Source organism: Pseudomonas sp. SA233 (assembly GCF_054792385.1).
Genome location: NZ_CP096449.1, coordinates 1970003 through 1994256, shown reverse-complemented (window position 1 = coordinate 1994256; position 24254 = coordinate 1970003). Strand labels below are relative to the sequence as shown.

Genomic DNA, 24254 nt, shown 5'->3' with positions numbered 1-24254 from the left:
TCACGGTCACTGCGTGGCAGCGTTAACAACTACAGGATATCGATACGGTAAAGCGCATCAACGCGCATTCAGTGGAGCATGGATTCACAGTTCGTGAATTTGCTCACTGCCGAATCAACAAGAGCACCGCGCTTACGGTTAAAAAGCAAGAAAATAAGCCGCACAAGAGTTTTTCCGGCGCGCGGTATGCCCACCGCACTCCCCAACTAACGCTGAGTAATCCGCCCAGCGCCATGGCAAGCCCCATCTGCCAGTCCACATGGCCTTGCGTGCTGTAGGTGATGAGTGTGATAAGCGAACTGGGCAGCGCAAGCGATAATGCCATGCCCTGAGCTGCAACTTGGCTCAAACCAAACACGGTAGTCAGAATCGGCACGGCAACCACAGACGCACCGACCCCGAAAAATCCACCGAGTGCTCCGCACCCTCCGCCGAGCGCTGCGAGCCGCCCGGAGGTAGTGCGAGCCATGACCTTGGAGCCAGTAATGAGCCGGGCCCGGAACAGGTTCATCCCTGCCAGCAGAAGCATCAGCAGAGCGAACCCGACCTGAATCGTGCGCGCGTCCAGGGAGGTCGCCACTTTGGCGCCGATTCCGGCGCTTATCAGAGCCGCCGACCCAAGGGGTATCGCCAAACTCCAGTTCAAAGGGGTTCGCTGCTGGTACCGCCAGAAAGCGAGAACGACATTAGGCACCATCATGATCAATGCCGTGCCCTGGGCCAATGTTTGAGACTGGCCATACAGCAAAGTCATTACTGGGATGGCAATGAGCCCTCCACCGATGCCGAAGAATCCACCTAAAGCGCCCATGGCGATGCCAAAACAAAAATCCAATACAAGGGCGAACATGTAGGGTTCCGGTGTTCCTGCAGAATTGTCACGGCGACGATACTCCTCAGACACACACACCTTCAATGAGGCAGCGTGTAGGCACAATCCACGAAACGTGAACCTCTGCTTGCGAAGGTGTGATCAGCTTCAGTTCATTCAACAAGTACAGCTACTGCGCCAGACGTTCTTCACCGTCCGGGTGAACGGAAAGCTGTATAAGCGGCTTGAGACTGGAATTGTGGCTTGTCTCCCCTTGCTGGCGCTCATGCCTAATGCACGCTTTTCGGTCAGCGGACAAAAGAGAGCCTCGAATGATCGGGGCTCCGTCGACACACTCAACAACCTCAGGCTGGTTGGTATGCCCGATAGCGAGCCGTCCAGAAATGCGCCTCGATCGCTTCACGCAACCTAGGCTCGTCCTGCTCCACCGCAACGCCATCAGCCTGCGCTGCCAATGCGACAGCAAATGCGATTGATTTGCTCACAGTCTGCACGTCCGCCATCGGCGGCAACATTTCGCCGGTCCTGGCGCTCTCAGCCAGTGCTCTGGCCGAGGCCATCAACATTCTCTCGGTCACTCGAGTCGCCTGGCTGGCGATCACACCCAAGCCAATGCCAGGGAAGATGTAGGAGTTGTTGCACTGGGCAATCTTGAAAGACCGTCCCGCCCATTCCACAGGGTGGAAGGGACTGCCGGTGGCGATCAGCGCATTACCTTCGGTCCACTGCAACAGGTCGGCCGGTTGGGCTTCGATCTGCGACGTGGGATTGGACAGAGGCATGATGATCGGCTGAGAGCAGCTGCGGTACAACATTTCGATGATCGATTCGGTGAACAACCCCGCCTTGCCCGAAACACCGATCAGGACAGTGGGGCGCGCATTGCTCACTACTTCAGCAAGGTCCGGCCATTCTGACTGGAACTGCCACTGCGCAAGCGAGGCTGTGGAGTGTGCCAGACGTGCCTGGAAACCATACAGGCCCTGCTGGCGATCGGTCAGTAAGCCTTTGCTGTTGAGCAGGTAGACTTGACTACGCGCCTGGGCATCGCTCAGCCCCTCTTCAACCATTGCCTGGATGATTTGCTCGGCAATACCACAGCCTGCGGAGCCTGCGCCAACAAACGCGATAGTTTGCTGGGAGAGCTTTTCACCCTTGATCCGGCAGGCTGCCAGCAGAGTACCGACTGTTACCGCTGCCGTGCCTTGAATGTCATCGTTGAAGCAGCAAAGCCGGTCGCGATAGCGCTCAAGCAGCGGCATCGCGGTCGCCAGTGCAAAATCCTCGAACTGGAGCAGTACACCTGGCCAGCGACTCTGAACGGCCGCTACAAAGGCTTCCAGGAAGTCGTCGTATTGCTGGCCACGTACCCGCGGCTGTTTGAGGCCGAGGTACTCCGGGTCTTCAAGCAAGGCCGAGTTCTGGGTGCCGACATCCAACACGATGGGCAAGGTGTAGGCTGGGCTGATACCGCCGCAGGCGGTGTACAGCGACAGCTTACCGATTGGGATTCCCATGCCGCCAATACCTTGGTCACCCAGGCCAAGGATACGTTCGCAATCGCTGACGACAATAACCTTGACGTTGTCTTTGGTGACATTGGCCAATATCTCGTCGATGCGGTCCTTATCCTCGTAAGAGATGAACACACCCCGGTGGCTGCGGTAGATCCTGGAAAACTCCTGGCACGCCTTGCCCACGGTGGGGGTGTAGATAATCGGCAGCATTTCCTCGAGGTGCGATTCCACAAGTTTGTAGAATAGCGTTTCGTTGCGGTCCTGCAGCGAACGCAGGTAGACGTGTTTGTCCAGAGGCGTTGGACGTTCACCGAACTGCCGATAGGCCCTGACGACCTGTTCTTCCAGCGTTTCCACCTTAGCCGGTAGCAGACCTTGCAGCTGGAACTGTTCACGTTCGACCCGGGTAAAAGCAGTACCCTTGTTCAGCAGCGGTGTATCCAAAAGTGCAGGACCGCGAAACTTTACAGGCAACAGACGATGTGACGGCATGGTTATACTCGCTCTTTTATTGTACTTGGTATGTAAACTACCTATCGCTACATGGTAAGCAACACAAGGACGCTCTTTCTGTAGCGCACCTCGAGTTACCCTTATCAAACTGCCCACCCACTATTTGATGAATTCTATAGTGGCATGCCGTTTCCTCTGACGGGTGACCCCTAGTAAGGCAGACAAACGGTTTTATGGCCGTTTGTCTGTGCTCAACTGCCCGCCTTGGAACGGTAGGGGACGATTGATAATTACTGGGCGGCAGCCCGAGGTGCAAGTTGCGGTATCACCGCAGGTTCGGGTTTGACTTCAACATAGCGCAATTGCAACCGACTACTTGTCCAAGCGCGCACTTGGTTGGTCAATTCCAAATTGTCATTTAGCGATAAGCCGTAGGAAGGAACTATCTCCTTCAACTTAGCTTGCCATTGCGGCGTGTTGATTCTATCCTTGAAAGTCTTTTCCATCAGGTGGAGCATAATTGGAGCGGCAGTGGAAGCGCCTGGCGATGCGCCAAGCAGCGCTGCTAGTGAGCCATCCTCGGAGCTGACAACTTCCGTGCCGAACTGGAGAACTCCACCATTCTTTGGATCTTTCTTGATGATTTGCACACGCTGTCCGGCCTGGATCAACTCCCAATCCTTGTCCTGCGCTTCAGGATAATATTCGCGAAGTGCTTCCATGCGTCCATTTTGTCCAAGCGTCAGCTGACCAATCAGATAAGCGCCCAACGGCAAATTATCCAACCCAGCCTGGACCACTGGCAGAATATTATGGGTGGTCATTGTACTGAACATGTCCAGCAATGAGCCATTTTTCAAGAACTTAGTGGAGAAGGTGCCAAATGGTCCAAACAAGATGACCTTCTGGCCATCGATGTAACGGGTGTCCAGATGCGGCACAGCCATGGGCGGCGAACCGACTGAAGCCTTACCGTAGACCTTGGCGTTGTGCTGGGCAGCTATTTGTGGATTGCGAGTGATCAGGAATGACCCGCCAACAGGAAAGCCCGCGTAATCATTGGCTTCCGGAATTCCGGATTTCTGAAGCAACTTAAGCGCTCCACCACCGGCCCCGATGAATACGAATTTGGCGTGGACGGTGCTGAGCTCACCACCATTAGCCAAGTCGGCAATGGTAACGTTCCATCCACCGCCAGTGGCACGCTTGATGTCACGCACCTCATGCTGTAAATGCAACGAGAATTCTTTTTTCTGCGACAAAGCATCGATCAGTTGAGTAGTGATCTCACTGAAGTTCAAGTCAGTGCCGATCTCCATACGGGTTGCAGCGATTTTTTGGCCTGGCTTGCGCCCTTCCATGACCAAGGGAGCCCACTTTTTGATTTGCTCAGGGTCTTCAGAGAATTCCATGCCACGGAACAGCGAGGTATGTTGCAGCGCCTCGTAGCGCTTACGCAGGAACTCTGTATTCTTCTCACCCCAAACAAAGCTCATGTGTGGCACGTTATTGATGAACGATTTGGGATCGTGCAGCCTACCAAGCTCGACTTGATGAGACCAAAATTGCAATGAAATCTGGAAGGCCTCGTTAATAGCAACAGCCTTACTGACATCAATGCTACCATCTGCGCGCTCAGGAGTATAGTTTAACTCAGAGAACGCAGCGTGACCGGTACCAGCGTTATTTAAACGATAGGAACTTTCACTGGCAACTTGAGGCAGACGCTCGTACAAGTCGATCTTCCAAGTTGGCTCAAGCTCGTTGAGGTATGTACCGAGGCTTGCGCTCATGATCCCACCCCCTATCAAAAGCACATCAACAGACTTCTCTGTTTCAGGCCGCTTGGAGCAGCCCACTACAACGAAACAGAGCAGACAAAGCAAAATTTTCTTCATTATTCGGTAGACCGTTATTAGTATTTTAGTTACAAAGTTTACTGACTAATTCCGGAGCTCCATCCCTCTACAGCTCGGCTGTCTTTAAGCCATTGGCGCCGCCACTACAACTGCAACCGCTTCCTTAGAGCAGAGATGAACGACGATTCACTTCACCGCAGCAAAACCTACAAGCAAAGACTTGGTCTCCTCCCTATATCTGAGCCCTTCCCCTACTCTCCAAGTTGGCCATGCCACTAAGAAACAAATGACAATCAATATCAATCCATAAGCTCAGGCGATCTGTAACCTTGTCAGAGCACTATTTATTGACATTCAACTGCAAAGGAACAGATGGCCACTTCCGCCTAAGTCAGAGCAGCATGGGATCAATACTCTAGTTTGAAAAAGGCTACCGGGCCTCTTTGAAATCCCAATAATTCATGAATAGCCGGGCGAAGCCACAGCAAGAAAACTCATGCCAAGGCGCCACAGTTAGCATACCGAATAGTGAAATAGCGTCAACGCCATAAAACGTGACCTAGCCGTTCACATTTCGTGTTCAATACCATTTTCGTGACAATCTAACTAAAATTTCGTGAAAAAATATGATAATGAACGCCCGCACAGGATGCTGCCGCCGCAGCACGTTGCTTCAGAAGTTTTACGTAGAACTAACATGCGGTGACTGTATGACGGCGTTATGTCACAGTCTCGCCACTGAATCACACCCGAAAAAGGTGTACAGCCGATTAGTCGCTCACACAATCTTTTGCACCCGTTGAAATTCCATCGAATACTCTTCACTTATGTTTTACCCTCATATATCAACGATCTGCGAATGGGGATGCAAGTCCAGGTGGGACGGCTGGACAGCCCCAGACCAACCCGCTTGTTCAGTTCGACTCGACCGCGATTTCAGAGCAATAGACATCGGCGGGTCGGGCATCGTAGAAGCGCCCTGCAAAATTGGCTTGCTCTACAATCCGGCGTGCTGGCAAAATGCAATGATCACATTTAGCTCTGTCTTCGCGAGACTCCATGTGAAATTCGGGCGAATCACGGTACATCGCTATCAAGCCCTGCCATACAGAATATAATACTTCACTGACGACACTGACAAACGAAGGAGAGATTAGTTGTCAAACAAATTAGCATTTAAAGTATTAGGGCACAGGGATTCGACAGATGAAGTCCCCCTCAAAACCTTCATCCTCAGAACAGATAACTGGGATGACTTTGGCAACAAAGTTCAATTTCACTTAAGCCTTCTGGACAAAGACAACGTCGAAATTCGCCTGGGCTCCGTCAAAATCCTGCAACGCGACACTGCCTCTACAGATCAATTCACTGTAAAATCCACAACAAAACTCTCGAAAGAATTTAGCTTCCTAGATGAAAACCACATATCATTAGGGCAAGACGAAGAATATTATAAACGAATTAGGAAGCATCTGAAGGAAGAGGCAAAGGATCTACTTGACGCACTGAATGACATTGCTTGGCATCCACAACTTTCCGATAAATTTGAGCCAACCTCAGCTTTTCGAAACGCGATGCTACGGGAGAACGGCGCGCAACGCGCGAGGCGTTTCGGTGCATCATGGGCCGCAGGCGAGCAGGTTAATGAGGATATTGCCTTTACCTACAGGGGCTTGATTGAGGGAGCAGAGGAACCGGTAGAGGCTCGCTTTAATTTTGATAACTATGACGTCATCCCCGGACGTATTGTGGGTATCATTGGTCGTAATGCCGTTGGAAAGACTCGTTTTCTTGCAAGTTTGGGAGCTGACCTGGCACAAATTTCGAGAACTTCAGCAGACAAGCTCGCTGAACGAGAGGACAGATTTCCGAGCGGCCGCCCACTTTTCACACGCATCATTGCCATTTCCTACAGTGCATTTGATCGTTTCAAACGCCCTAAAGCAGACCGATCTAGTAGCTATGTATACTGTGGGATCCGAAATGATAAAGGTGGACTATCCCGTTTATTTTTGATGGAAAGTTATCGAAGCAATCTCGATCGCATTATTGAGAAAGGGTTAGAGGGCGAATGGATCGAATACATGCAATCTATTTTAGGCGATTCCAGTGACGACTTAGTTTCCAGCCTCAAAACCGAAATCGACAACTCTTCAGAAACGAATGCACTTTCATTATTGAGTTCCGGCCAATCCATTCTGGTCCACTTCGTTACGGCTTTACTAGGTTGGATTCAGCCTAATTCACTAGTTCTTTTTGATGAGCCCGAAACACACCTTCATCCTAACGCAGTGGCCAGCCTATTCCTAGTGCTATCCAACATCTTAAATAAATTTGATTCGAACGCCGTTATCGCAACACATTCCCCGGTAGTCATTCAGGAAATTCCAGCTAGTCGCGTGATGGTATTTCAACGTCAAAATAATGTTACCACCGCAGACGAGTTGATGACAGAGAGCTTTGGTGAAAGCGTTACAGAGCTGACGCGACATGTATTCGAGACTTTTGAAGTAGAAAATGTTTACCGAAGAACACTGAGAAAGCTGGCGAAAACCGAATCTCTCGAAGAAGCGCTGGAACGGTTCGAACATGGCTTGAGTCTTAGCGCGGAGGCGTATCTATTGGCACAGTATGCAAAAAAGGCAAAAACTGACCAATGAAAAGCCTGACTCCCCTCCCGGCAAAACCTAGTTACTTAGAACGGTACATCCTGATTCGCGATAAGAAACATAAAAAAACACGCGCCCCCCTCACCTTGGCCCATACCTTAATAGAGGCACGTTACAAAGCTTACGCTAAAGCCGTTGAGGAAAACGACTTAGTTAGCCTGAAGACAAACACGGATGCGCTGAAAATAAGTGACGCACTCCGGGCCTGCTATGATGTAGCCACGCAACCCTTAAAAGAAATGAAAAAAGCCATTAAGGAAAACCAACCTAAACGACAACTAAAATACTGCCCCATGTGCGGGACGACCTTACCTAAAACATTTGATCACTACATGCCTGCCGTGCGCTTTCCCGAGTTTGCGGTGCATCCGCACAATTTAGTTCCTTGCTGTTCACGATGCAACTCTACCAAGGATGACGACTGGCTTAATGCAAAAGGCGAACGTCAGTACTTCCATGCCTACGCTGACACTGTTCCCGATGTTCAGTTCGTCGAGGTAGCGCTGGTCGAAAACCCAGCCACAAAGCGAGTCGGGGCTAAATTTAATTTACAACGCCCAGCAGGGGTGAAGGATCATCAATGGAGGCTGGTTGACTCTCATTACTCACGTTTGAAACTAATTGAGTTGTTCGATGAACATGGAAATGATGAGGTAACTGAGATCCTAGCGGACTGCTTCACGCATTTAGAAACGGGTGGTGGGGATGCACGCACGTTCTTGACAGGACGTGCCAAGGACCGCACAAGAATCTATGGTAGAAACCACTGGATTGTTGTGCTGATGACCGCGTTAAGCCAACATCCGAATCTTGACCAATGGATTCAAAATCGTTAAATGGTGGACAGCAGCACTATAGTTGCCCTGCAATGATCGTCATGTACTGGAGCGAGCCGAAAATCGCGTACCTCCCGGCACGGGGCACCTCGCTAATTGTAGTGCCGCCAGTGCCGTACTTTGCGCCGGCCCAGCAGCTGGCCGATATGGTCGCGAGCGGGATCATGGGGCGGCCGTTGTTCACATCAATCCTGTGCTATTCGATGTCAGTGCCCAGGAGCACTTGCCCCAGGGCCCAGCTGCAGTGATGATGCAGAGCTTTTTCGCTAGGCGTTAGGCGACCATCCTATATCGTTGGTGGATGGCCTTCCGTGATAAAATGTAATTGCGCTTCGCACGATTAAGTATCAGATAAAGGAATATAATTTGAAATCCCTGCCGTTTCATGGAATCATCTTTTTAGAGAAGTCAGAAAAAAATGGATGCTTAGATGGCACCGTGCATGTTGCATTGTGCACGATGGCTGCAGAGGTTTTTCTTGAGGATCTGAAAAGCTACTACCAGTCCATTGCTAAGCCGCGTCCGTACTCATCCCCACGCACACTATTCAACTTGAACCCTGAAACAAAATACGCCGGCGGCGGCCTGCTCATTAACGGTCACATGGAGTATCTTCAGCCAAGCGAGCGCGAACTGGAAAATTTAATAAGCGAAATTGAAAAATATCGACTTATTGATAAATATGAGACTGTCATAAAGAGCCTGAACAAAAATTGGAAAAAAGGAGAAGATGAAAACTTCAAAAATCTGAAGAGACTAATAACTCTAAGAAACAAACTCGTTCACATGAAATCAGATGAAATCGAACTGGATGCGGACGGTAATGCCTCTGAACACCCGTGGGTTCTTAGCGAACTCAGACGACTTAACGTCCTTGCAGACGAAAGGCACCACACTTCGTGGATTTATATGCTTGATACGGAAAAGGTTGTAAACTGGGCCAGGGTTACGGTGGTCAACGCAATAACAGCAATGCTGGGAATCATTCCCGACACCCCTATTTCCCAAGAATTTCGAGACAGCTACGCTTCTTCTCTCAAAACCTTTGAGTTCAAGTAAGTACTACTGTAGTTAAAGCCTTTTGGCAATACTTTGAATGCTCGCAACGGACCGAGTGGCAGTCTTCGCTGTACGTCACAGCTGCGCAAGTGCAGGCAGTTGAACGGTGGTGCGAAGCCTCGACCATCGCTAATCTTTAACGGTGAATCCACTCGCCGAACGGCATCTCGGCCTCGATGTAACGCGCGGCCGACTGTACATCGCGCCACCCGACGTAGGTCATCAACTGCTCCATGCTCCACTGGTTGCGGCTGGCCCAGGTGGCGAAACCGCGGCGGAGCGAATGCGCCGAATAGCCTTCGGCCTCGATGCCGCTGCGCGACAAGGCCTGGCGCAGCAGACGCGACACGCTGTTGGCGTTGAGTGGCTGGGCATTGATATGCCCCCAGCGATCAATACCGCGGAACAGCGGCCCCTGCTTGATGCCACTGAGCGTTAGCCATTGTTCGGTGGCCTGGACCGGACACAGACGTTGCAGCGCCGGCATGGTCAGGTTACGGCCACGATTGTCGCGGTCGCTCTTGCTGCTGGGCAGGAACACCTGCATGCCCTCGCCCGCCTCGATCCGTATGAGCTCGGCCTGCAGCCGGCACAACTCGTCGCCCCGAAAAGCGCGCCAGAAGCCGAGCAGGATCAGCGCCTGGTCGCGAGCCGCCCGCAGACGTTGCGCCGGCTGCCCACTGTGCAAATCACCCTTCAACCCTTCGATGCTGGCCTCGAGGACTTGCAACTGCAGGGCCGGTGCCTGCTTGACCGGCTGTGGGTGCAGCGCCCGGATGCCGCGCAAGGTGTCGCGCACCTGCGCCGCCTTTGTCGGGTCGGCGAAGCCGCGCTGCTGGTGCCACTGGGCAAGCGCCGCCAAATGCGTGCGCAGCGTGCTACTGGAATGGCTTGGCGCATAGGTGGCCAAGTAGCGCGCCACGCTCTCACTGGAGGTGGGCAGCAGCCCACCCCACACCATCTCGAAGTGTTCGATGGCCTGGGCATAGCGACGCGTCGTGCTGGCACGGCGTGCTGCCTGCTGATACCGCTTAGCGTCGCTCACGCCGCCTCCCGCGTACCGCCTTTCGCGGAAACATCTGCCAATCCCCTGATCACGTTCGAGAAATCTGTATTCTCGAACGCCATTTCGTCGCCCTAGCAGCACATCAGCCTACGCCAAGCGTACCTGTACGCGCATACTGATTGTACGGTACGAAATCGTCGGAGGCCGATCATGGCCCGCTCTGGAATCAACAAGGCGCTGGTGCAACGGGCGCGCGACGCCCTCCTCGCCCGCGGCACCCATCCGAGCATCGAGGCCGTGCGGGTGGAGTTGGGCAACACAGGTTCAAAGAGCACCATCCTGCGTTACTTGCAAGAGCTGCAGAACGACGAACCGCACCCGCCCAGCATCAGTCTCACCGACGAGTTGCAGACCCTTATCACCAGTCTAGCCCAGCGCTTGGCCGCCGACGCGCAGGCGACGGTTGCGACGGACCGCGCCCGCCTGCAGCGACAGCAGGCGGCCTACGAGCAGCAGCGAGCGATCGAGCGGGCCCGCTTCGAGCAACTGCAACTGGCGCATGATGCGCTGGCACTCGAGCGACGAGAGGCGCAGCAACGCGAGAACGCGCTACACCAGCAGGTGCAACAGCTCGAGGGTGAGCGGCAACGCCTGCTCGCCGGCGAACAGCATCAACTGCATTTGCTGGAAGAACGCGCGCGCCAGATCGCCTCACTGGAAGACAAGCATCAGCATGCGCGAGATGCCTTGAGCCACTACCGACAGCACCATCTGGCGCAGCGGGAACAGGAACTGCAGCGGCACGACCAACAGCTGCAGCAGTTGCAACTGGAAGGGCGCCGGCTGCAGGAGCAGCTCATGAACAAACAAGAAGAGTTGGCGCAGGTGTACCGCGACCTGGAGCGGCTCACCCGTGAGCAGCACAGTCAGGCACTGGTGTTGCGTGAGAAGGCGATTGAGCTGCAGCGTCAGCAGGACACCCTGCTTGAAATGCGCAGCGCGCTGCACGCGGCTGAGCAGCAGGTGCAGCACCTGCATGTGGAGCATTCGGTACTGCGGGAAAAGGCTCGCCGCTATGTGTTGGATCACCGGGACGACCGCCGCGCCTTGCGCGCCCAAGCCAAACTGCTGCAAGATCGAGGGCAAGCGTAGTGATTCAAAGCAGAGTGGTTCATCTCCACCCAGACCTGTATTTCTGTGCGCCGAGTACTGACCGGCAACACCTCCACGTTCAGGATCGATGACGTTGAGCAGCGCTGTGAAGCGAACGATTGAAGGCATGGCATTGGCCGGCGAGCCGTTGCTGCGCGAGGCTCTGGAAGCTATTCGGGCCCTTCATCAGGCAGAAGAGAATGGTGCCTCGGCTGATGAGTTGCGCCGCCTGCGCCTGCTTGCCGATTGCTTGTATCAAACGGTCGTGGATTACCAGTTGCGGGTGTCGGGCGATTTGCTCGAACCCCTTCACTGAGGGCCACACGATGCCCAAGCTCCCTCCCGTACTTTTCCCCGACCATCCGGCATATGCCGAAGCGGTCGATGCGATGCGTCTGTACCACGCGGCTCAATCTTCAGGCGCTGCAGTCGAAGACGTGGAGCGCTTGCGCCTGAGAGCGGAAGCCGCCTTTCAGGCCGTGACGGACTATCAGCTGCGTGCTTTCGGCAAACCCAGCACGCCCATTCATTAAACATGGGGAGCTTGAACGGCAGCCGAGCACGGTCAGTCCTGAATGATCAAGACCGCTCGCCCCCCGCCAGAGTTCACCGGCTCGACTGAACCGACGAGGGTGCTGCGGTCATTCGGCTGAAGCGGGCTCGCCAGGAGAATACCGATGACTTACCGAAGAGCATCCGAGCGTCCCCTACCCCCGAGGCACGTGTTCCACGCATGCTTTAACACCGTGCTCAAGGCGGTCGATGCGCGATACGATGTTCGCGGCTACATGCTGGCCGAATTGGTCAGACTCTGCTTGGAGAACCGTGCCAGGATACCGCTTATCCACCGCGCCCATTACGATCGGTACGTCCAACAGGAAGCGATCCATTTTTTGGAGGAGTATGTCAGCCACTTGCTTTTCGGCCCGGCGGGCCGTTTCTCTCCGGAGGAATACCGTTACCCATCCAGGTAAATCCTCTGCAGCCGTCAAACCACCGAGGACCTGTCTTAGGCCCCGCGCACCAGGCTGATTGGCTTCCGAACTGTCTTCTGACCACCGGCCAACTGGGCCGCTGGCGAGTTGCAGTCAACAATCATCACGGAAAAAGTCATCTTTGGCAGCCAATCCGAAATCCTCCTGAGAGCGTTGAGGATCCTCTTCGAACAGGTGTGCAGTGCGCCGCTCTTGCTTTAGGTAAGCGAGGGTGCTGAAAAAACAGGGTTCGCACAGATGGACCTCGTACCGTTCACCGTCGTGCTGGGCACCATAACCCCAGTGCGCCTGCAACATCCCGTATTGCAAATTGCCGTTTGCCAAACGGGTTGAGCAACCGCAAGCGTCGCAACGTACATCCACCACCGCTTCTGTTTCTATACGACCAGTGATTTTCATCAGAACACTCCTATGCGAGCCTCCGCGCCGTCATTTGGCGCGATGGAGGAAGGAGCGAAGCTGAGCGGCGGATGTCTTCAGTCGCTGTGCATTAGCCGTGGAACCCAGTAAATACATCGTTTCCTGATAGCCATTAAAATCGCTTAGCGGTAGCACAACGACGGGCTTCCCGCGTTTGCGCACAATGACCAGAGGCACGCGATCCCGGCAGACCTCATCCAGCATAGGGCCCAGGGCGTGTCTGACTTTTTTCAACTTGACGATGTACATGTCGATGTTCCCGCAACAGTGGAGTTTTGTCCAAGGACGCATCACGCAGCGTAGTGAGCCTCAAACGCTCATTCCGATGTCGATCATCTGTTGGCTCGACTCCGTCGAGGCTTTTTCCGGGCTGCAGCTAGGACTTTGTCTGGCGCTGATGCCAATAGCGCTTTCGGCGCCACACCGTGCAGCGACGTATTGCCGGTCTGGAACCAAGCCGCCATTGACCATTCGTCCATCTTGGCCGAGAGCACCGCTAACACCTCGCCAAGGCCGGTGATCGGTCGGAACCCGCAGCGACCGTCCAAACCGTAGATGGGGAAATAATCCACCTTGCCCGGACGGAGCGAGAAGATCTGCCGGTCCGCAAGTAACTGTTCGCGGTCAAGTGGGCTGTCAACGGAAGAAGAAGACGCTAGCTGAGCCCACTGCTTGCCTGATATCCAGTCCCCACTTTGAAAGATTCTGGAACGGATTAGCCCAATGGAAACACCTGTTTCCAGAATCGACCGGGGCACCGATTCCGCAGGTAGAAAGCAATCGATGATCAACTCAAGCGCTTTCTGGGGGTACTCGCTCAGTCGCCACTCGAAGAGATCGTTGTACATCTGCAACCCGCCGAAGTACGCATCAATCGTCTGATCTGAATTAGCTTCAATCGACAATGTTGCGATCAAGGCCGACTGGTCTTGAGATGGCTCCAGTTCGGCGTGAGGCTCGCGCCTCGTTTGGATATGTGCGTAGGGAGTGGTCATTAGCACCTCCAACGAAGGGCCTTAAGACGGTAGCAGCAGTTGCTGATCTCCACCTGGGGATTGCCACAGCGTTGAAAGCAGTATGCGGCACTCTGCTTTCTACACGGGTTTTTCCGATCAGCCGCTAGCGCGCGGGCTGGGACCAGCGCCGTTTCCCGTGTTTACTGGAAGCGAGTAATGGCCGCGAGGATGAGGTTTGCCGCATGAGCACTATCCAACGGGCTGCTGACGCCATGCGCGCGGCGAAGCAGATCGTCTTTTTCACGGGCGCTGGCATTTCCGCTGAAAGCGGAATACCGACGTTTCGCGATAAGCTGACCGGGCTCTGGGCGAAGCACGATCCAGAGCGCCTGGAAACAGCGCATGCCTTTCGAGAAAACCCGGCGCTGGTTTGGAGCTGGTATCTCTGGCGGCGAAACCAGGTTAGCCAGGCAAAGCCCAATGCGGCTCACCTTGCTATTCCCCTGCTTGCCACCGCTGGGCGGAGCGTAGCCGTCGTCACGCAGAACATCGATGACTTGCATGAGCGTGCCGGCTCCAGTGCGGTGGTTCACCTACACGGCAGCCTGATGAACGTGAAGTGCTTCGCCTGCCACAGGCCTGGAAAGCTATCCCCTGCTCAGTTGGAGGTTCCCGAAGAAGGACAGCTTATCGAACCGCCCCGTTGTGCCCGATGCAACGGAAAGCTTCGACCCGGAGTGGTCTGGTTCGGAGAGAATCTTCCGGAAGACGCCTGGCGGTCAGCGATGCGACTCGTGAAAAGCTGCGACCTGCTGATCTCTGTGGGCACCTCTGGCGTCGTCATGCCGGCAGCTGGTATTCCACGCTTCGCCCTAGCGGCAAAAGCTACTGTGATCCATGTAAACCTTGAGAACGTCAGATTGGGTGGATCTGATGAAATAATGCTGAAAGGGGCCGCTGGAGGGGTGCTGTCCGCCTTAGTTGAGGCCGCAGGGTTTGGAGATCTGATGCAGCCTCGTGATTCTACGTAACGAATCACGCCTGCTCATCAGCTCTCTGAATTGTGCACATTTTTTTGGAGATATTTCCAGGTACTACACCTTAGAAAATTCGGGCCTTCCACGGCTGCTGCACACATTCCACGACAGCAATTTCTGCACATTTTTTTGCAGATTTTTTTTGCACGTTATCCGACCTATTTTTGCGTGGACGCGCTCTACTCCGCCAATGGCTGCTTCACCACCTTCTTGCTTACCTTGGTGGCCATTTTGTTGCCAGCCAGAGTGGTCAACACGGGCGCGTAGAGATAGCACCGCAGTGCGATGGCTCTGCTGCGCTTGCGGCTGAATCACAAAAACCTGTGAGGTGTCAGCGAGCGCAAGGGAGCGCGCCAATCCTAGAATTCTATGCCTAATAGGTAAAAGGTGATTTAGCTAATTCCACGCTTCAGGAGTATCCGTCCGACCAACACACCTTCGGCGGAGGCGTCAAGAAGGTGTGTTGGCCAGACGGATACCTTGACTATCGTGAATTTTCGATAAATCAACTGTCCACATTTCATGGAATGTGGACAGTTGTCATTCAGGTGGTCCGCAGCAGTCAAGGGGTATGTTCCAGGCACCCCATATCGTAAGCGTCTCGCGAAGTCCCCCGTTAAGAATTTCTCGATGACAACGAGTAATGGCCGGACGCTGAGACCGGTTTTTGTTCACGCCTAGCCCATCAGGTGGCTGCTTGCTTATCTTTGTGACCTTAGTCATACCGGCTCTGTTGCTCGACTCAGGCGCCCAAAGGTAGCGGCCAGCCGTCGCTCACTGCTCCGCCATTTGGCATCGGCGACTCAACGCATCAGATCCGGCAACTCATAGAGCAACTTCAGCGCTTCCAACCAACCGGCTTCAGAAAACAGATCCAGGATCTCGATCAAGTCAGATCGTCTCGAAGGACTCTCAAAAAGGTCACGATTATCCGCGAGAAACCGTCTGACTATTCGAACCACCGCATCGAGGCCCAAACTCTCGAAGTGATAAAGCTCGCGCGCTGCTGGCCCAACGAGTAAGGCAAACACCTGGTCGAATGTAGTGGCTGAATCCCCATCCATGATGAATTCGTAGAGCTGTAGCAGATGATGAATTGCTGCTGGGCCAGACGATTGAGCGATTACGGAAAGCGTGGACTGATAATCACGTAAAAAGGTGCTTTTACGGGATGTGTCCAGGATCACTTGGCTTTCCACGTTGCCAAGAGAGGAGGCCCCCGAACCGAAATAGAACTGATTCACGCAATGTTCAATCAATTGCACGCAGGAGAGGTAGGCGCGTTCGCTGGCAACAAAATCAGGTGAACCTTTGGCCGAAGCGTTGCAGGTCGAGAGCGCTATCGGCATTTCATCGGCTGCGGCATTCACAACCAAAAGCAGAAGCTCATGTGCCCTATTCTGAAGGGCCTGGTCATCCTTCGACGCTGCTGCTCTGTACGACATAAATAGGGGTTCACGAAGCATTGAAACGGTGGCCCAGAGTAATTCATAGGAATCGGTGATCTGTCGAAGCCAGCCCTTGAGGTAAGCCAGATAAACCACTTTTCCTTGGTTAACATAAAGGCCTGCTACCAATGCGCCTAATGCCTCATGAAAATGCCGCGCGTGATCTGTATCGCCTTCCCGTTTGAGGGGCAAGCGCTCGATGATCGTCACGAGTAGCGGTTCGACTCGTTCAGCATCGGCTGTCGCAGCGCGACTCAAAGGACCGTCGACGAAAAAAGCCATGCTTCGGACATCACTTTCGCGTTGCGCGACCTTGGTCATCATTGACCACATCCGCTCGTGATCGACCTCCCATAGGAGGTTCAACGAGTTAGATATAGCTTGGCGCACCTCAGGTTCCGGGGCGTCCAGCAATTCTTCAACACGATCAACCAGCGTGACATCCGCATCACCAAAGCGATGCGCCAACCTCAAGAAACCGGCAGCCACATTGCTACGCAGACCCCAGTCTCCTTGAAACTCGCTGCCCAAGTCTTCCTGCAACTTCATCTCTAAAGCAGGCCGGCAGGCAAGGCCGTCCAACCTTTCAACCAGCTGTGCCACTGTAGGATGCCCCGCCTTGGCGGGATCAAAATGAGCTTCCCCCGCAATCCATTTCAGCGCGCGGCTAACGCACCCCCTGGCTGCCTTCAGCGTGGCTTGGGCGGCTGAAGAACAACCAGCTTCAATTACCTCTATAGCCGCTAGTGCCTGAGACCAAATCAACCTCACTGACTCAGATGTTGAATTCTCGCCGTGTTCACTCAATAGCGTCCTCAAAGTCTGCTCTGCACCCAGCACCGCTTGGTCACATGCGTTGTCGAGATCGACACCATACGATCTAAGAATGTCTTGAGTGATGGTTGCGGTGGACTGCCACCCAGTAGAGATTGAGATCAAGGGACGGTTGCCACTTAGTTGCCCATCTGCCTCAAGCTGTCTTTTGAGTCCCAAAAATTCTGCTGTCGCGACCAATTGTTCGTCCAGGACAGATAGCAGCCGAGCCGCACATCGACGGGTCCGAGCAGCCTGCACCGGGTCTTCGGAAAGGGCGAGTTCCATCAACCAATGCTCGAACGCTTTACGGTTCTCAAGCGATGTTGTCCGGTACGCCACTGAAAGATACACCGCCCAATCCCGTATGAGATCAGACACATTTCCAATCTCAGGGGTCGAAACCACCGGCCACAGTAGATCGTCTGCAACCCCATTCCTGTCCGCGGCGATGCCTAGTACTCGAGCCCATAGGGATGCGGAGACGACCTGCGTTCGATTGAGATCCTCGACGACCAGTCGCAACACATTGGGCGGGCATGCTGAGAGAAAATCAACGAACGATTCCAGTACTTCCCCACCACCTGATCCACCCGACCGCTGGCTGCCTCGCCATTCAGAATAGGACAGTCCATCCTCCATGATCCGCATCGCGTGGGCACAGCCCTGGGCAACGTAGACTGGACGGTCTGCTTCACGAGTCCGCTCGCGCCGCGCAATACCCAAAACCGCCGCATTCACGGCTCGCGTTGCTTCCACCGGAGACATCTTCAGAAACTCAGGGAGCATCTGCAAAAGGCTCCAGCGGGCATGTTCATAATCTTGTCGACGGTTGGAGCGTAGCGCCATGATCCGGCTTGGTGCTCCCCCGATCCAGCTATCGCCTTCAGAAGGAGCTGCCCTTCCAAATAGGGTAGCGAAGACGGAGATCACAAACGGGGGATCCACTGGAGCGATGTGCTTCGTGCCCTCTGCCAGCCAGGGTGCTTCTTCGTGCGCATGCTCCGAGAAATGAGGCTCATCAAGAGCCTGCTGGAGCAGTTGCCTCGATGCATCTGGATCGCTGCTATACGATTTGGCAACAAAACGAATGGCGTTACTGGAAAAGCCTGCGAGGCGACGGTCACCGGCCCACGTTAGGGACAGAAAGGCACGCGCCGCTTTGCCAAAGCTCTGTTGGAAATCACGATTCGCGAAATTGGCTTTCTCGAACAATGCGAGTAAAAGAATTCGGGTGCCGTCAGCATACTCATTTCGCTGCATGCTGGCCGCTGCAGCCGCTACGCTTGCCCAAGCTGTCGCGATGGAGTCGGAAGGAATCGCCTTATCAGTAAGACCCAAGCCGGCATATCGAGCAATCTTCGACAACAGTGGCCCTACCCGACTCACCTGCGACGGTTGCAGGATCATCGAACAGAGATATTCGATGTCTCCCGTATCCGCTACTCGCTCTGTTGTTGATCGCAGCGCGGCACTGGATACCACCGGATCAATGCCGGCAGTGGCGATCCAATCGAGAGTCAGACTCCAGCTGCGCGGACGACCAAGAGCATCATCTCGCCATACTCGCTCAATGGCGAACCTCAGTGATGGTCCTAACAAAAGCCCCGGGTGATTGGCTCCAGACATCTGCGTGATCAGCCGCGTTGGATCATTCCAGTCAAGCCAAAAGCGGCCAGCCGCGTGATCAAACAAGACATGATGGAGAAAACCTACCCGATCACCGTTAGCAACCAATACCCCTGCTGCCAATACAGCCTCTAGTCCAGGGCTAGCAATATCAACCTTTCTCACCAGCAAGCGCCGGCGTTCAACCATCACCTCCACAGCTTTTGCCACAGTAAGCTGCAAGTCAGCGGTAGGCAGTCGCTCATCCTCATAGCGGTCGATCAGTTCCGATTGTGTTGTTACGGTCGCAATGCTTGCAGCCGCAGTACCACCGTCGACTAGTTGAGCCGCAATGGAGAGGTTGAACATATTACGCAGTAGGACTTGAACCGATGCCGGAGCCGTACCTAACAGTTCACCGAGGCGGGCTTCTTTCTTCCCGATGAACATCATTTCTTCATCGGTGAGAGCCGGTATGAGAAAGTGCCTGACACCTGAGGCATTGGAGTCGACATAACTCGTATCGAGAGGCGCTCCCGGCATGGCCTGTCGAAAGCGCTTACCGTGCCGAAGGTCGAAAGATCGAATGGACGCTACCACTGACCAGCGGTCGTCCAATCTCGCTTGTAGGTCCGTGATCAGGGTTGCAAAAACAGCTTCAGAACAGCCACCACGTGATGCATCTAAGGCGTCGATGACTAGAAGGCCGCGGCTCAGACCAGGCCATGCGGCCAATACTTCGATTAGGGAGTGCTGCAGGCCAAGCGTAGTGCGCAGCGAGGCCTCTGAAGTGACGCTCGCCAAATCATCAGCGGATAGAAAAATGGTCGTTTGTTCATCTGAAAGCCGCGCTTCCGCCAGTGCGACCAGCACACCGGTCTTGCCGGCACCTGGCTCACCGACCACCAAAAAGCTGCCGGCCTCTACCGCAGCCCTTAATGCTGGCATGCAGGTGCGTTCAACGGGCAACCCGCCACCAATCGGCAACTGCATGTGAATCTGAAGCCGCTTTAGCTCAGCAAGCGTCTTTCGTTGTAAGGCGGCAATGTCCTCGTTGAACTGTGGCGATGCTTGGTCATTGTGACCTGCCGCTCGCAACTGCGAGATAAGTCCTTCACGGTCAGCAGGCGCACCACTTTTGATCAAGCGCCTAACAATGTCTACTAAGCAAATGAGCGGAGCCGCCCCGTATTCTTCACCACCATAAAGTCGAGCTCCGAGGGTGTTCGCGGCTTCGCGCCAATCCGCTTCGCCCTGGTTGGTAGCGAAGCGCTCGATATGAAAACTCCTCGCCAGATGTGCCACCTGGCGCTCTGTTGGGGCTGCCAGGCCGACGGCAGCGTACCCCGCAGTGACATGGTCCCGCAAAATATTCATCGCATTTCGATGGGACTTGCTCACGCGTGCATGCACAGCCAGCCAATCATCACTCGTTGCAAACATCCTGCAGACGTCATCTAGGGCATTGAGGGTGGCAGGCGCATCGCTAGCGACTGCCATCACCGCAGCGCTGCGGTTCATATCGAAAGGAGAAGACGTACTCGGAGTTGCCGTAGCAAACTGAATAGCCTGAATGAGTGTCTCGCCTAAGTCAGACGACTGGGATGCTGACAGGCTTGGTCGAGTCTTGCATTGCACGGCGATGTGGCTGCCGTTGCTTAGCGTGACAAAAATATCGTCAAGGCCCTCACCTGTCTCCAACTGCAGGGTCACTGGGTATGCCGCAACATCCAAACCAAACCGGCCACCGACAGGCAACTTGGCAAGCAGGTGGGCTGCAAACCAAACTGCGACACCAGCCTGAAAGGCCATACCGCCCTCTGTTGCGCGCCCGCCGGCCGGCAAAGTGCTTGGGGTCATCGTTGAGCCTCTCCTGATGAACGACGTTGATCGATAGAATTCGGTCAAGCTGAATGACATGGCAAGTGAGGCTTTGCCTCCAGCACCATGGGATTAGGAATTTTACCCAGAAGTCATCACAGACGGAGACATTGACTGCAGCACTAAGACGGCAACGTATGCGTGGAAAAGCGCAACGCACAAGGCTTGCTGAACCATGTCGCCATTTGGGTTTGAACGCCCTCAATGGACGGAAATCGGCATTTCAGAACCAATTCAGTTTCTGTTTCCCTGCAAGGGGTAACCCTACTCGCTGAGAGCTTGCGCCGATCGTCATCCGGGGTTCCCGAAGCTCATCTCTGGGCGACCCGTTTAGCTATCGCCCAACCCCGCTTGATGTTCAGGCTGGGCTAATCTGAAATGTGACCTACTAGACTGCTCAAAATCTTCACGCTGCTCTGGACAGCTACCGGTCACATTTTGATTTGCCAGAATCCACAGCTGAACTGGATACAGTTAAGGTGATGCATTGAAGGCAGGGTAGGAGGAAATATGCCTCAGCGTGGAATCAGTAGGATGCAGGTTCGCCTGGCAAGGGATGCGCTGATCAAGCAGGGTAGACATCCCAGTGTTGACGCTGTCCGCGCTTTCCTGGGAAACACAGGCTCAAATAGCACCATATCCAGGTATCTGAAAGAGCTTACCGAGCCATCCTCCTCCACTTCGACCTTGTTAGGTAGAGAGTTGAACAGCCTGATGGGCGACATTGCGCAACGCCTTTTGCAAGACGCTGAAAGTCGATTCGAAAAAGAGCGCTCGACCCTGATCACGCAGCAACACATGCACAACATTGAGCGCACGCAGCATCAAGAGCAGCTTAGACACCTCAAGGAGTCCGTTGGGCTCTTGACTACTCAATTAAAAGAGGCCTTGGAGCGAGGGCAGGCTCATCTGCTTGACACCCGGTCAGAGCAAATCCACGACCTTAATAGGGGCTTAGAGCGGTTGCACATAACATTGAGCCATGTACAAAAATCCCAGGGAGATGAGTACAGCGAAAGTCGACTCGATCATGACCGTAAGGTTAGAGAGCTAGAACAAATTATCGCGGACCTGCAGGGACAGCTCAGAATTCAGCACGAGACGCTGGGGGACAGCCAGGCACAAATAAGGCTATTGCTGGTAGAACGTACCACCCTGCGCGTAAGACTCAGACAGCAGCTATTACTTGCCCGCCAACTCCGCCAAGATCTCGAACAGCGCGGAACGCAAGTCAGCCAACTTCTGCAGATGCTTGAACGCGTGATGTCGGTGCCCATAGGATGAAAACTGCGAGCCTGGCGCGCCTGCAGGTTCATCCTCAGACCCGATGGTAGAAAACGAAAACCATAACTACACATATTTGAAGACGATTACTGCGCATGCCAGAAGTGCTGGAAGCCAAGCCAGCCATTGCAGCACCTGAAACGTCCGTCGAAGAATCCTGCCTTGTTGATCAACCTGATTGATGGTGATTTGGAGTAACGACTGCAGTTTGGATGGATAAGTCCGCATCTTGGCTTTGAATTCGTCAAAGATCACATGAAAACTGTGGAGCAGTCGCTCACTCTGCAGTCGTTGATTGTGCAGAACCAACAGCAATATGATCGTTACCACGAACAGGCCGAGCAATATGACCGATGCCTCAAGTCTACTCTGAGCAGTGTGCAATGGTATGAGCGCAGCGAAAGAAACCGGCAGAGCCAACATCTTGCCAGCGATATCCCCCAATACACCACTGAGCTTGCTGCCGTAGTCAAGCTCCGCTTGGGCCACTTCTCGACGAACGCGGTCAAAAGAAAAGCGGTACACGTATGTCTGCAGGTTCGCGCGATAAGTGGCGAGCACCTCGCGCCAGTCGCGCACCACTGCTAACAACCCCGGTTGGCCCTCATGCTTCTCGATGACGCTGGCAACTGCCATCCGGATCATCAGCTTTCTTTCACTGAGATGAGCCTTACTTTCGTTTTTGGGGTCGAGGATTTCTTCCAGTAAGCTGAGGTGCGGCAAGGGATAGTCGGCGAGAGAAGCCTCCACCCGGGTGGCTAGCAAAAAAGTACGTGGCGGCTTGTCCCCATCAGGCGGCATCGCAAAAAAAAGGTTGAAACCATCTGGGTCACTTTCTCGATCTACTCCGACGGCCAACTGAGCGAGAAGCTCAATCAGTCGGCACAGTCGTATGAGCTGCTGGATGCTCGGCGGCAGCGTGCCGTCGCAATCCGCCCACTCAAGCTTCTGGATGTATACGTTGCGAGGAAAACGGCCCTTACCGAGTGAGCCGTTGCGCTGCACGAATTCGCGAACATCTTGATAGAATCGGCCATTCTCATTGCCAGGCAACCGAAAATCGAAATCGAGCTCCCCCTGCTCATCCTCTGCTTGCTCAAGAGAACCGTAAGCGGCCGGCAACTTAGAGCACGCGTCCAAGGCGGCCTGAATGGCCGTTGTGGCAGGCCCTTGGTAAGAGAACATGCCGTCGCGAATTTCAGGCTTACCAACGGCGCGATAAAGCCCAACAACTAAAGCAAACATCAGCCCGCCCTGGCCTTGAGCTCTTTATCAATCAATGCGACCAAATCAGCGCTCAGGTTTGACAGAGTCAGCTTACGTTTCACGACGTCAAAGTACACATCCGCTGCTGGATCCTCTCCCAAAGCACCACGGTCAAACTGCAACACCCAGTTGCTGGCCTCGCCTTTGATCCGTGTTTTTTGGCGCAACGACGTGGCATTCACAGTGAAGTCATCCGGCACACGGTTTTTCTCATGATTGAGGTAATCCTTTAGGCCGATGATGTCTTCTACCAGCTCAGCGGGTACATGCTGAACCGCGACGTGGCAAATGGCATCCAGACGAGCTGACTTACCCTCCTCCAATTGCTTCTGCAGGTAGCGAACAACAGCATCCTTGGCTCGATAAGCCAGGGGCCTCAACGTGTTCTTGTTTCGGAAAAATTTATACACTTGGTCAATGGCGTTTTTGGTAGCACGCCCAGACGCCACGCCTTTGGCACACCCAAGCGCGGCGATGAAGTAGTCCGACGCTTGGCTATCACGCCCCCGGCTGATGAAGCACAAGTAGGTTACGTCCAACTCTTCGTCAGCAGCGTCACCAGCCTCTTTCTCCAGCAGCACAGCTGCCGCCTCTTCGGCAGCGCGAATCTCCTTGAAACGGTTCACATTTATCCGAGCCGCCTGCTGCACCTTGCTCAGGTCAATCTCCTGAATTGCGGTCGGCACATAGTCCTTATCTAGCTGAATGGCCCCCCGCTCTTTCATGCTGGCGACTAAGAAGAAATTTTCGCCAGCCGACGTGTACTGAGCACATAAAATATGACCGCCAGTCGACAGGACCTGCTTAGAAGCCTGATCAACCAGCTCGTCCATCGCAAGGTGCGTCAAATCAATGAACTGTCCGTCCTCACCAAGTCCCGTCACAAAATCAGCAAAGCGGTCCGGAAACGGTCCCTGACGATCATCTGCAGCAAACTGGCCGTAGACGACGCTGTTACCTTCCTTTCCGATCAGGCCATTGATGCCTTCCACTAAGGACTGCAAGGCGGGGTTATCCGGCTGAAGGATGACATTTTTTTTCACGACCTCACCGACAAACTCGGTATGCGCCAGTTTTTTGAAGCTGTGAATGACTGCAGTATTCAGGGTAAACATGGCCAACGTCCATTGTCATGACATCATTTTGAGATCGCAAAAGTAGCA

The 24254-nt window shown here is 54.0% G+C and carries 18 protein-coding genes; 8 read left to right on the top strand and 10 right to left on the bottom strand.

Annotation, left to right across the window (positions count from 1 at the left end):
* Window positions 1-103: 103 nt before the first annotated feature.
* The 3 genes from M1D87_RS09175 to mqo all read right to left on the bottom strand — a co-directional run bounded on the left by M1D87_RS09175 (window position 104) and on the right by mqo (window position 4700).
* Entirely contained in the window at window positions 104-850 is a 747-nt protein-coding gene (locus M1D87_RS09175) for a sulfite exporter TauE/SafE family protein (protein ID WP_421091742.1), read from the bottom strand.
* 326 nt (window positions 851-1176) lie between these two features.
* On the bottom strand, window positions 1177-2841 hold the full coding sequence (locus M1D87_RS09170; RefSeq protein WP_421091741.1) for an NAD-dependent malic enzyme: 1665 nt from the start codon (window positions 2839-2841) through the stop codon (window positions 1177-1179).
* 251 nt (window positions 2842-3092) lie between these two features.
* Window positions 3093-4700 carry a malate dehydrogenase (quinone) gene (gene mqo / locus M1D87_RS09165; protein WP_421091740.1) on the bottom strand — a complete coding sequence of 536 codons (1608 nt, stop codon included), beginning with the start codon at window positions 4698-4700 and terminating at the stop codon, window positions 3093-3095.
* A gap of 1118 nt (window positions 4701-5818) precedes the next feature.
* Between mqo and M1D87_RS09160 the strand changes: the two genes are divergently transcribed.
* From M1D87_RS09160 to M1D87_RS09150, 3 genes are all read left to right on the top strand, one after another.
* Window positions 5819-7321 carry an AAA family ATPase gene (locus M1D87_RS09160; protein WP_421091739.1) on the top strand — a complete coding sequence of 501 codons (1503 nt, stop codon included), beginning with the start codon at window positions 5819-5821 and terminating at the stop codon, window positions 7319-7321.
* Window positions 7318-8166 (top strand): HNH endonuclease, encoded by an 849-nt coding sequence (locus tag M1D87_RS09155; RefSeq protein ID WP_421091738.1) that lies wholly within the window; start codon window positions 7318-7320, stop codon window positions 8164-8166. The genes M1D87_RS09160 and M1D87_RS09155 overlap by 4 nt, the downstream gene beginning before the upstream one ends.
* 366 nt (window positions 8167-8532) lie before the next feature.
* Window positions 8533-9225, top strand: a complete 693-nt coding sequence (locus M1D87_RS09150; RefSeq protein ID WP_421091737.1) for a hypothetical protein — start codon at window positions 8533-8535, stop codon at window positions 9223-9225.
* 136 nt (window positions 9226-9361) lie between these two features.
* On the opposite strand, the gene M1D87_RS09145 is transcribed toward M1D87_RS09150, so the two are convergent.
* Window positions 9362-10270 carry a site-specific integrase gene (locus M1D87_RS09145; protein WP_421091736.1) on the bottom strand — a complete coding sequence of 303 codons (909 nt, stop codon included), beginning with the start codon at window positions 10268-10270 and terminating at the stop codon, window positions 9362-9364.
* A gap of 171 nt (window positions 10271-10441) precedes the next feature.
* On the opposite strand from M1D87_RS09145, the gene M1D87_RS09140 reads away from it, so the two are divergent.
* The 3 genes from M1D87_RS09140 (at window position 10442) to M1D87_RS09130 (ending at window position 11916) form a co-directional block, all read left to right on the top strand.
* Window positions 10442-11383: a DNA-binding protein gene (locus tag M1D87_RS09140; RefSeq protein ID WP_421091735.1), complete on the top strand. Its 942-nt coding sequence runs from the start codon at window positions 10442-10444 to the stop codon at window positions 11381-11383.
* A 94-nt stretch (window positions 11384-11477) separates the two neighbouring features.
* Window positions 11478-11699 (top strand): hypothetical protein, encoded by a 222-nt coding sequence (locus tag M1D87_RS09135; RefSeq protein WP_421091734.1) that lies wholly within the window; start codon window positions 11478-11480, stop codon window positions 11697-11699.
* Window positions 11700-11709: 10 nt separating this feature from the next.
* The gene (locus M1D87_RS09130) at window positions 11710-11916 is read left to right on the top strand and encodes a hypothetical protein (protein ID WP_421091733.1); all 207 of its coding nucleotides are present in this window, start codon (window positions 11710-11712) and stop codon (window positions 11914-11916) included.
* Between the two features lie 555 nt (window positions 11917-12471).
* Here M1D87_RS09130 and M1D87_RS09125 read toward each other — a convergent pair.
* From M1D87_RS09125 to M1D87_RS09115, 3 genes are all read right to left on the bottom strand, one after another.
* Window positions 12472-12777 (bottom strand): hypothetical protein, encoded by a 306-nt coding sequence (locus M1D87_RS09125; RefSeq protein ID WP_421091732.1) that lies wholly within the window; start codon window positions 12775-12777, stop codon window positions 12472-12474.
* A 30-nt stretch (window positions 12778-12807) separates the two neighbouring features.
* Window positions 12808-13047, bottom strand: coding sequence for a type II toxin-antitoxin system Phd/YefM family antitoxin (locus M1D87_RS09120; RefSeq protein ID WP_421091731.1), 240 nt, complete (start codon window positions 13045-13047; stop codon window positions 12808-12810).
* A gap of 83 nt (window positions 13048-13130) precedes the next feature.
* Window positions 13131-13793 carry a hypothetical protein gene (locus M1D87_RS09115; RefSeq protein WP_421091730.1) on the bottom strand — a complete coding sequence of 221 codons (663 nt, stop codon included), beginning with the start codon at window positions 13791-13793 and terminating at the stop codon, window positions 13131-13133.
* A 203-nt stretch (window positions 13794-13996) separates the two neighbouring features.
* Here M1D87_RS09115 and M1D87_RS09110 point away from each other — a divergent pair, with 203 nt between their 5' ends.
* The gene (locus tag M1D87_RS09110) at window positions 13997-14785 is read left to right on the top strand and encodes an SIR2 family NAD-dependent protein deacylase (RefSeq protein ID WP_421091729.1); all 789 of its coding nucleotides are present in this window, start codon (window positions 13997-13999) and stop codon (window positions 14783-14785) included.
* Between the two features lie 809 nt (window positions 14786-15594).
* Here M1D87_RS09110 and M1D87_RS09105 read toward each other — a convergent pair.
* Window positions 15595-20520 carry a hypothetical protein gene (locus M1D87_RS09105; RefSeq protein WP_421091728.1) on the bottom strand — a complete coding sequence of 1642 codons (4926 nt, stop codon included), beginning with the start codon at window positions 20518-20520 and terminating at the stop codon, window positions 15595-15597.
* Window positions 20521-21075: 555 nt separating this feature from the next.
* On the opposite strand from M1D87_RS09105, the gene M1D87_RS09100 reads away from it, so the two are divergent.
* Window positions 21076-21825 carry a DNA-binding protein gene (locus M1D87_RS09100; RefSeq protein ID WP_421091727.1) on the top strand — a complete coding sequence of 250 codons (750 nt, stop codon included), beginning with the start codon at window positions 21076-21078 and terminating at the stop codon, window positions 21823-21825.
* A gap of 66 nt (window positions 21826-21891) precedes the next feature.
* Here the strand turns inward: M1D87_RS09100 and M1D87_RS09095 are convergent, their stop codons facing one another.
* Both M1D87_RS09095 and M1D87_RS09090 read right to left on the bottom strand, forming a co-directional pair.
* Window positions 21892-23070, bottom strand: coding sequence for a hypothetical protein (locus M1D87_RS09095; protein ID WP_421091726.1), 1179 nt, complete (start codon window positions 23068-23070; stop codon window positions 21892-21894).
* The gene (locus M1D87_RS09090; protein WP_421091725.1) at window positions 23070-24206 is read right to left on the bottom strand and encodes a nucleoid-associated protein; all 1137 of its coding nucleotides are present in this window, start codon (window positions 24204-24206) and stop codon (window positions 23070-23072) included. The genes M1D87_RS09095 and M1D87_RS09090 overlap by 1 nt, the downstream gene beginning before the upstream one ends.
* Window positions 24207-24254: the final 48 nt, after the last annotated feature.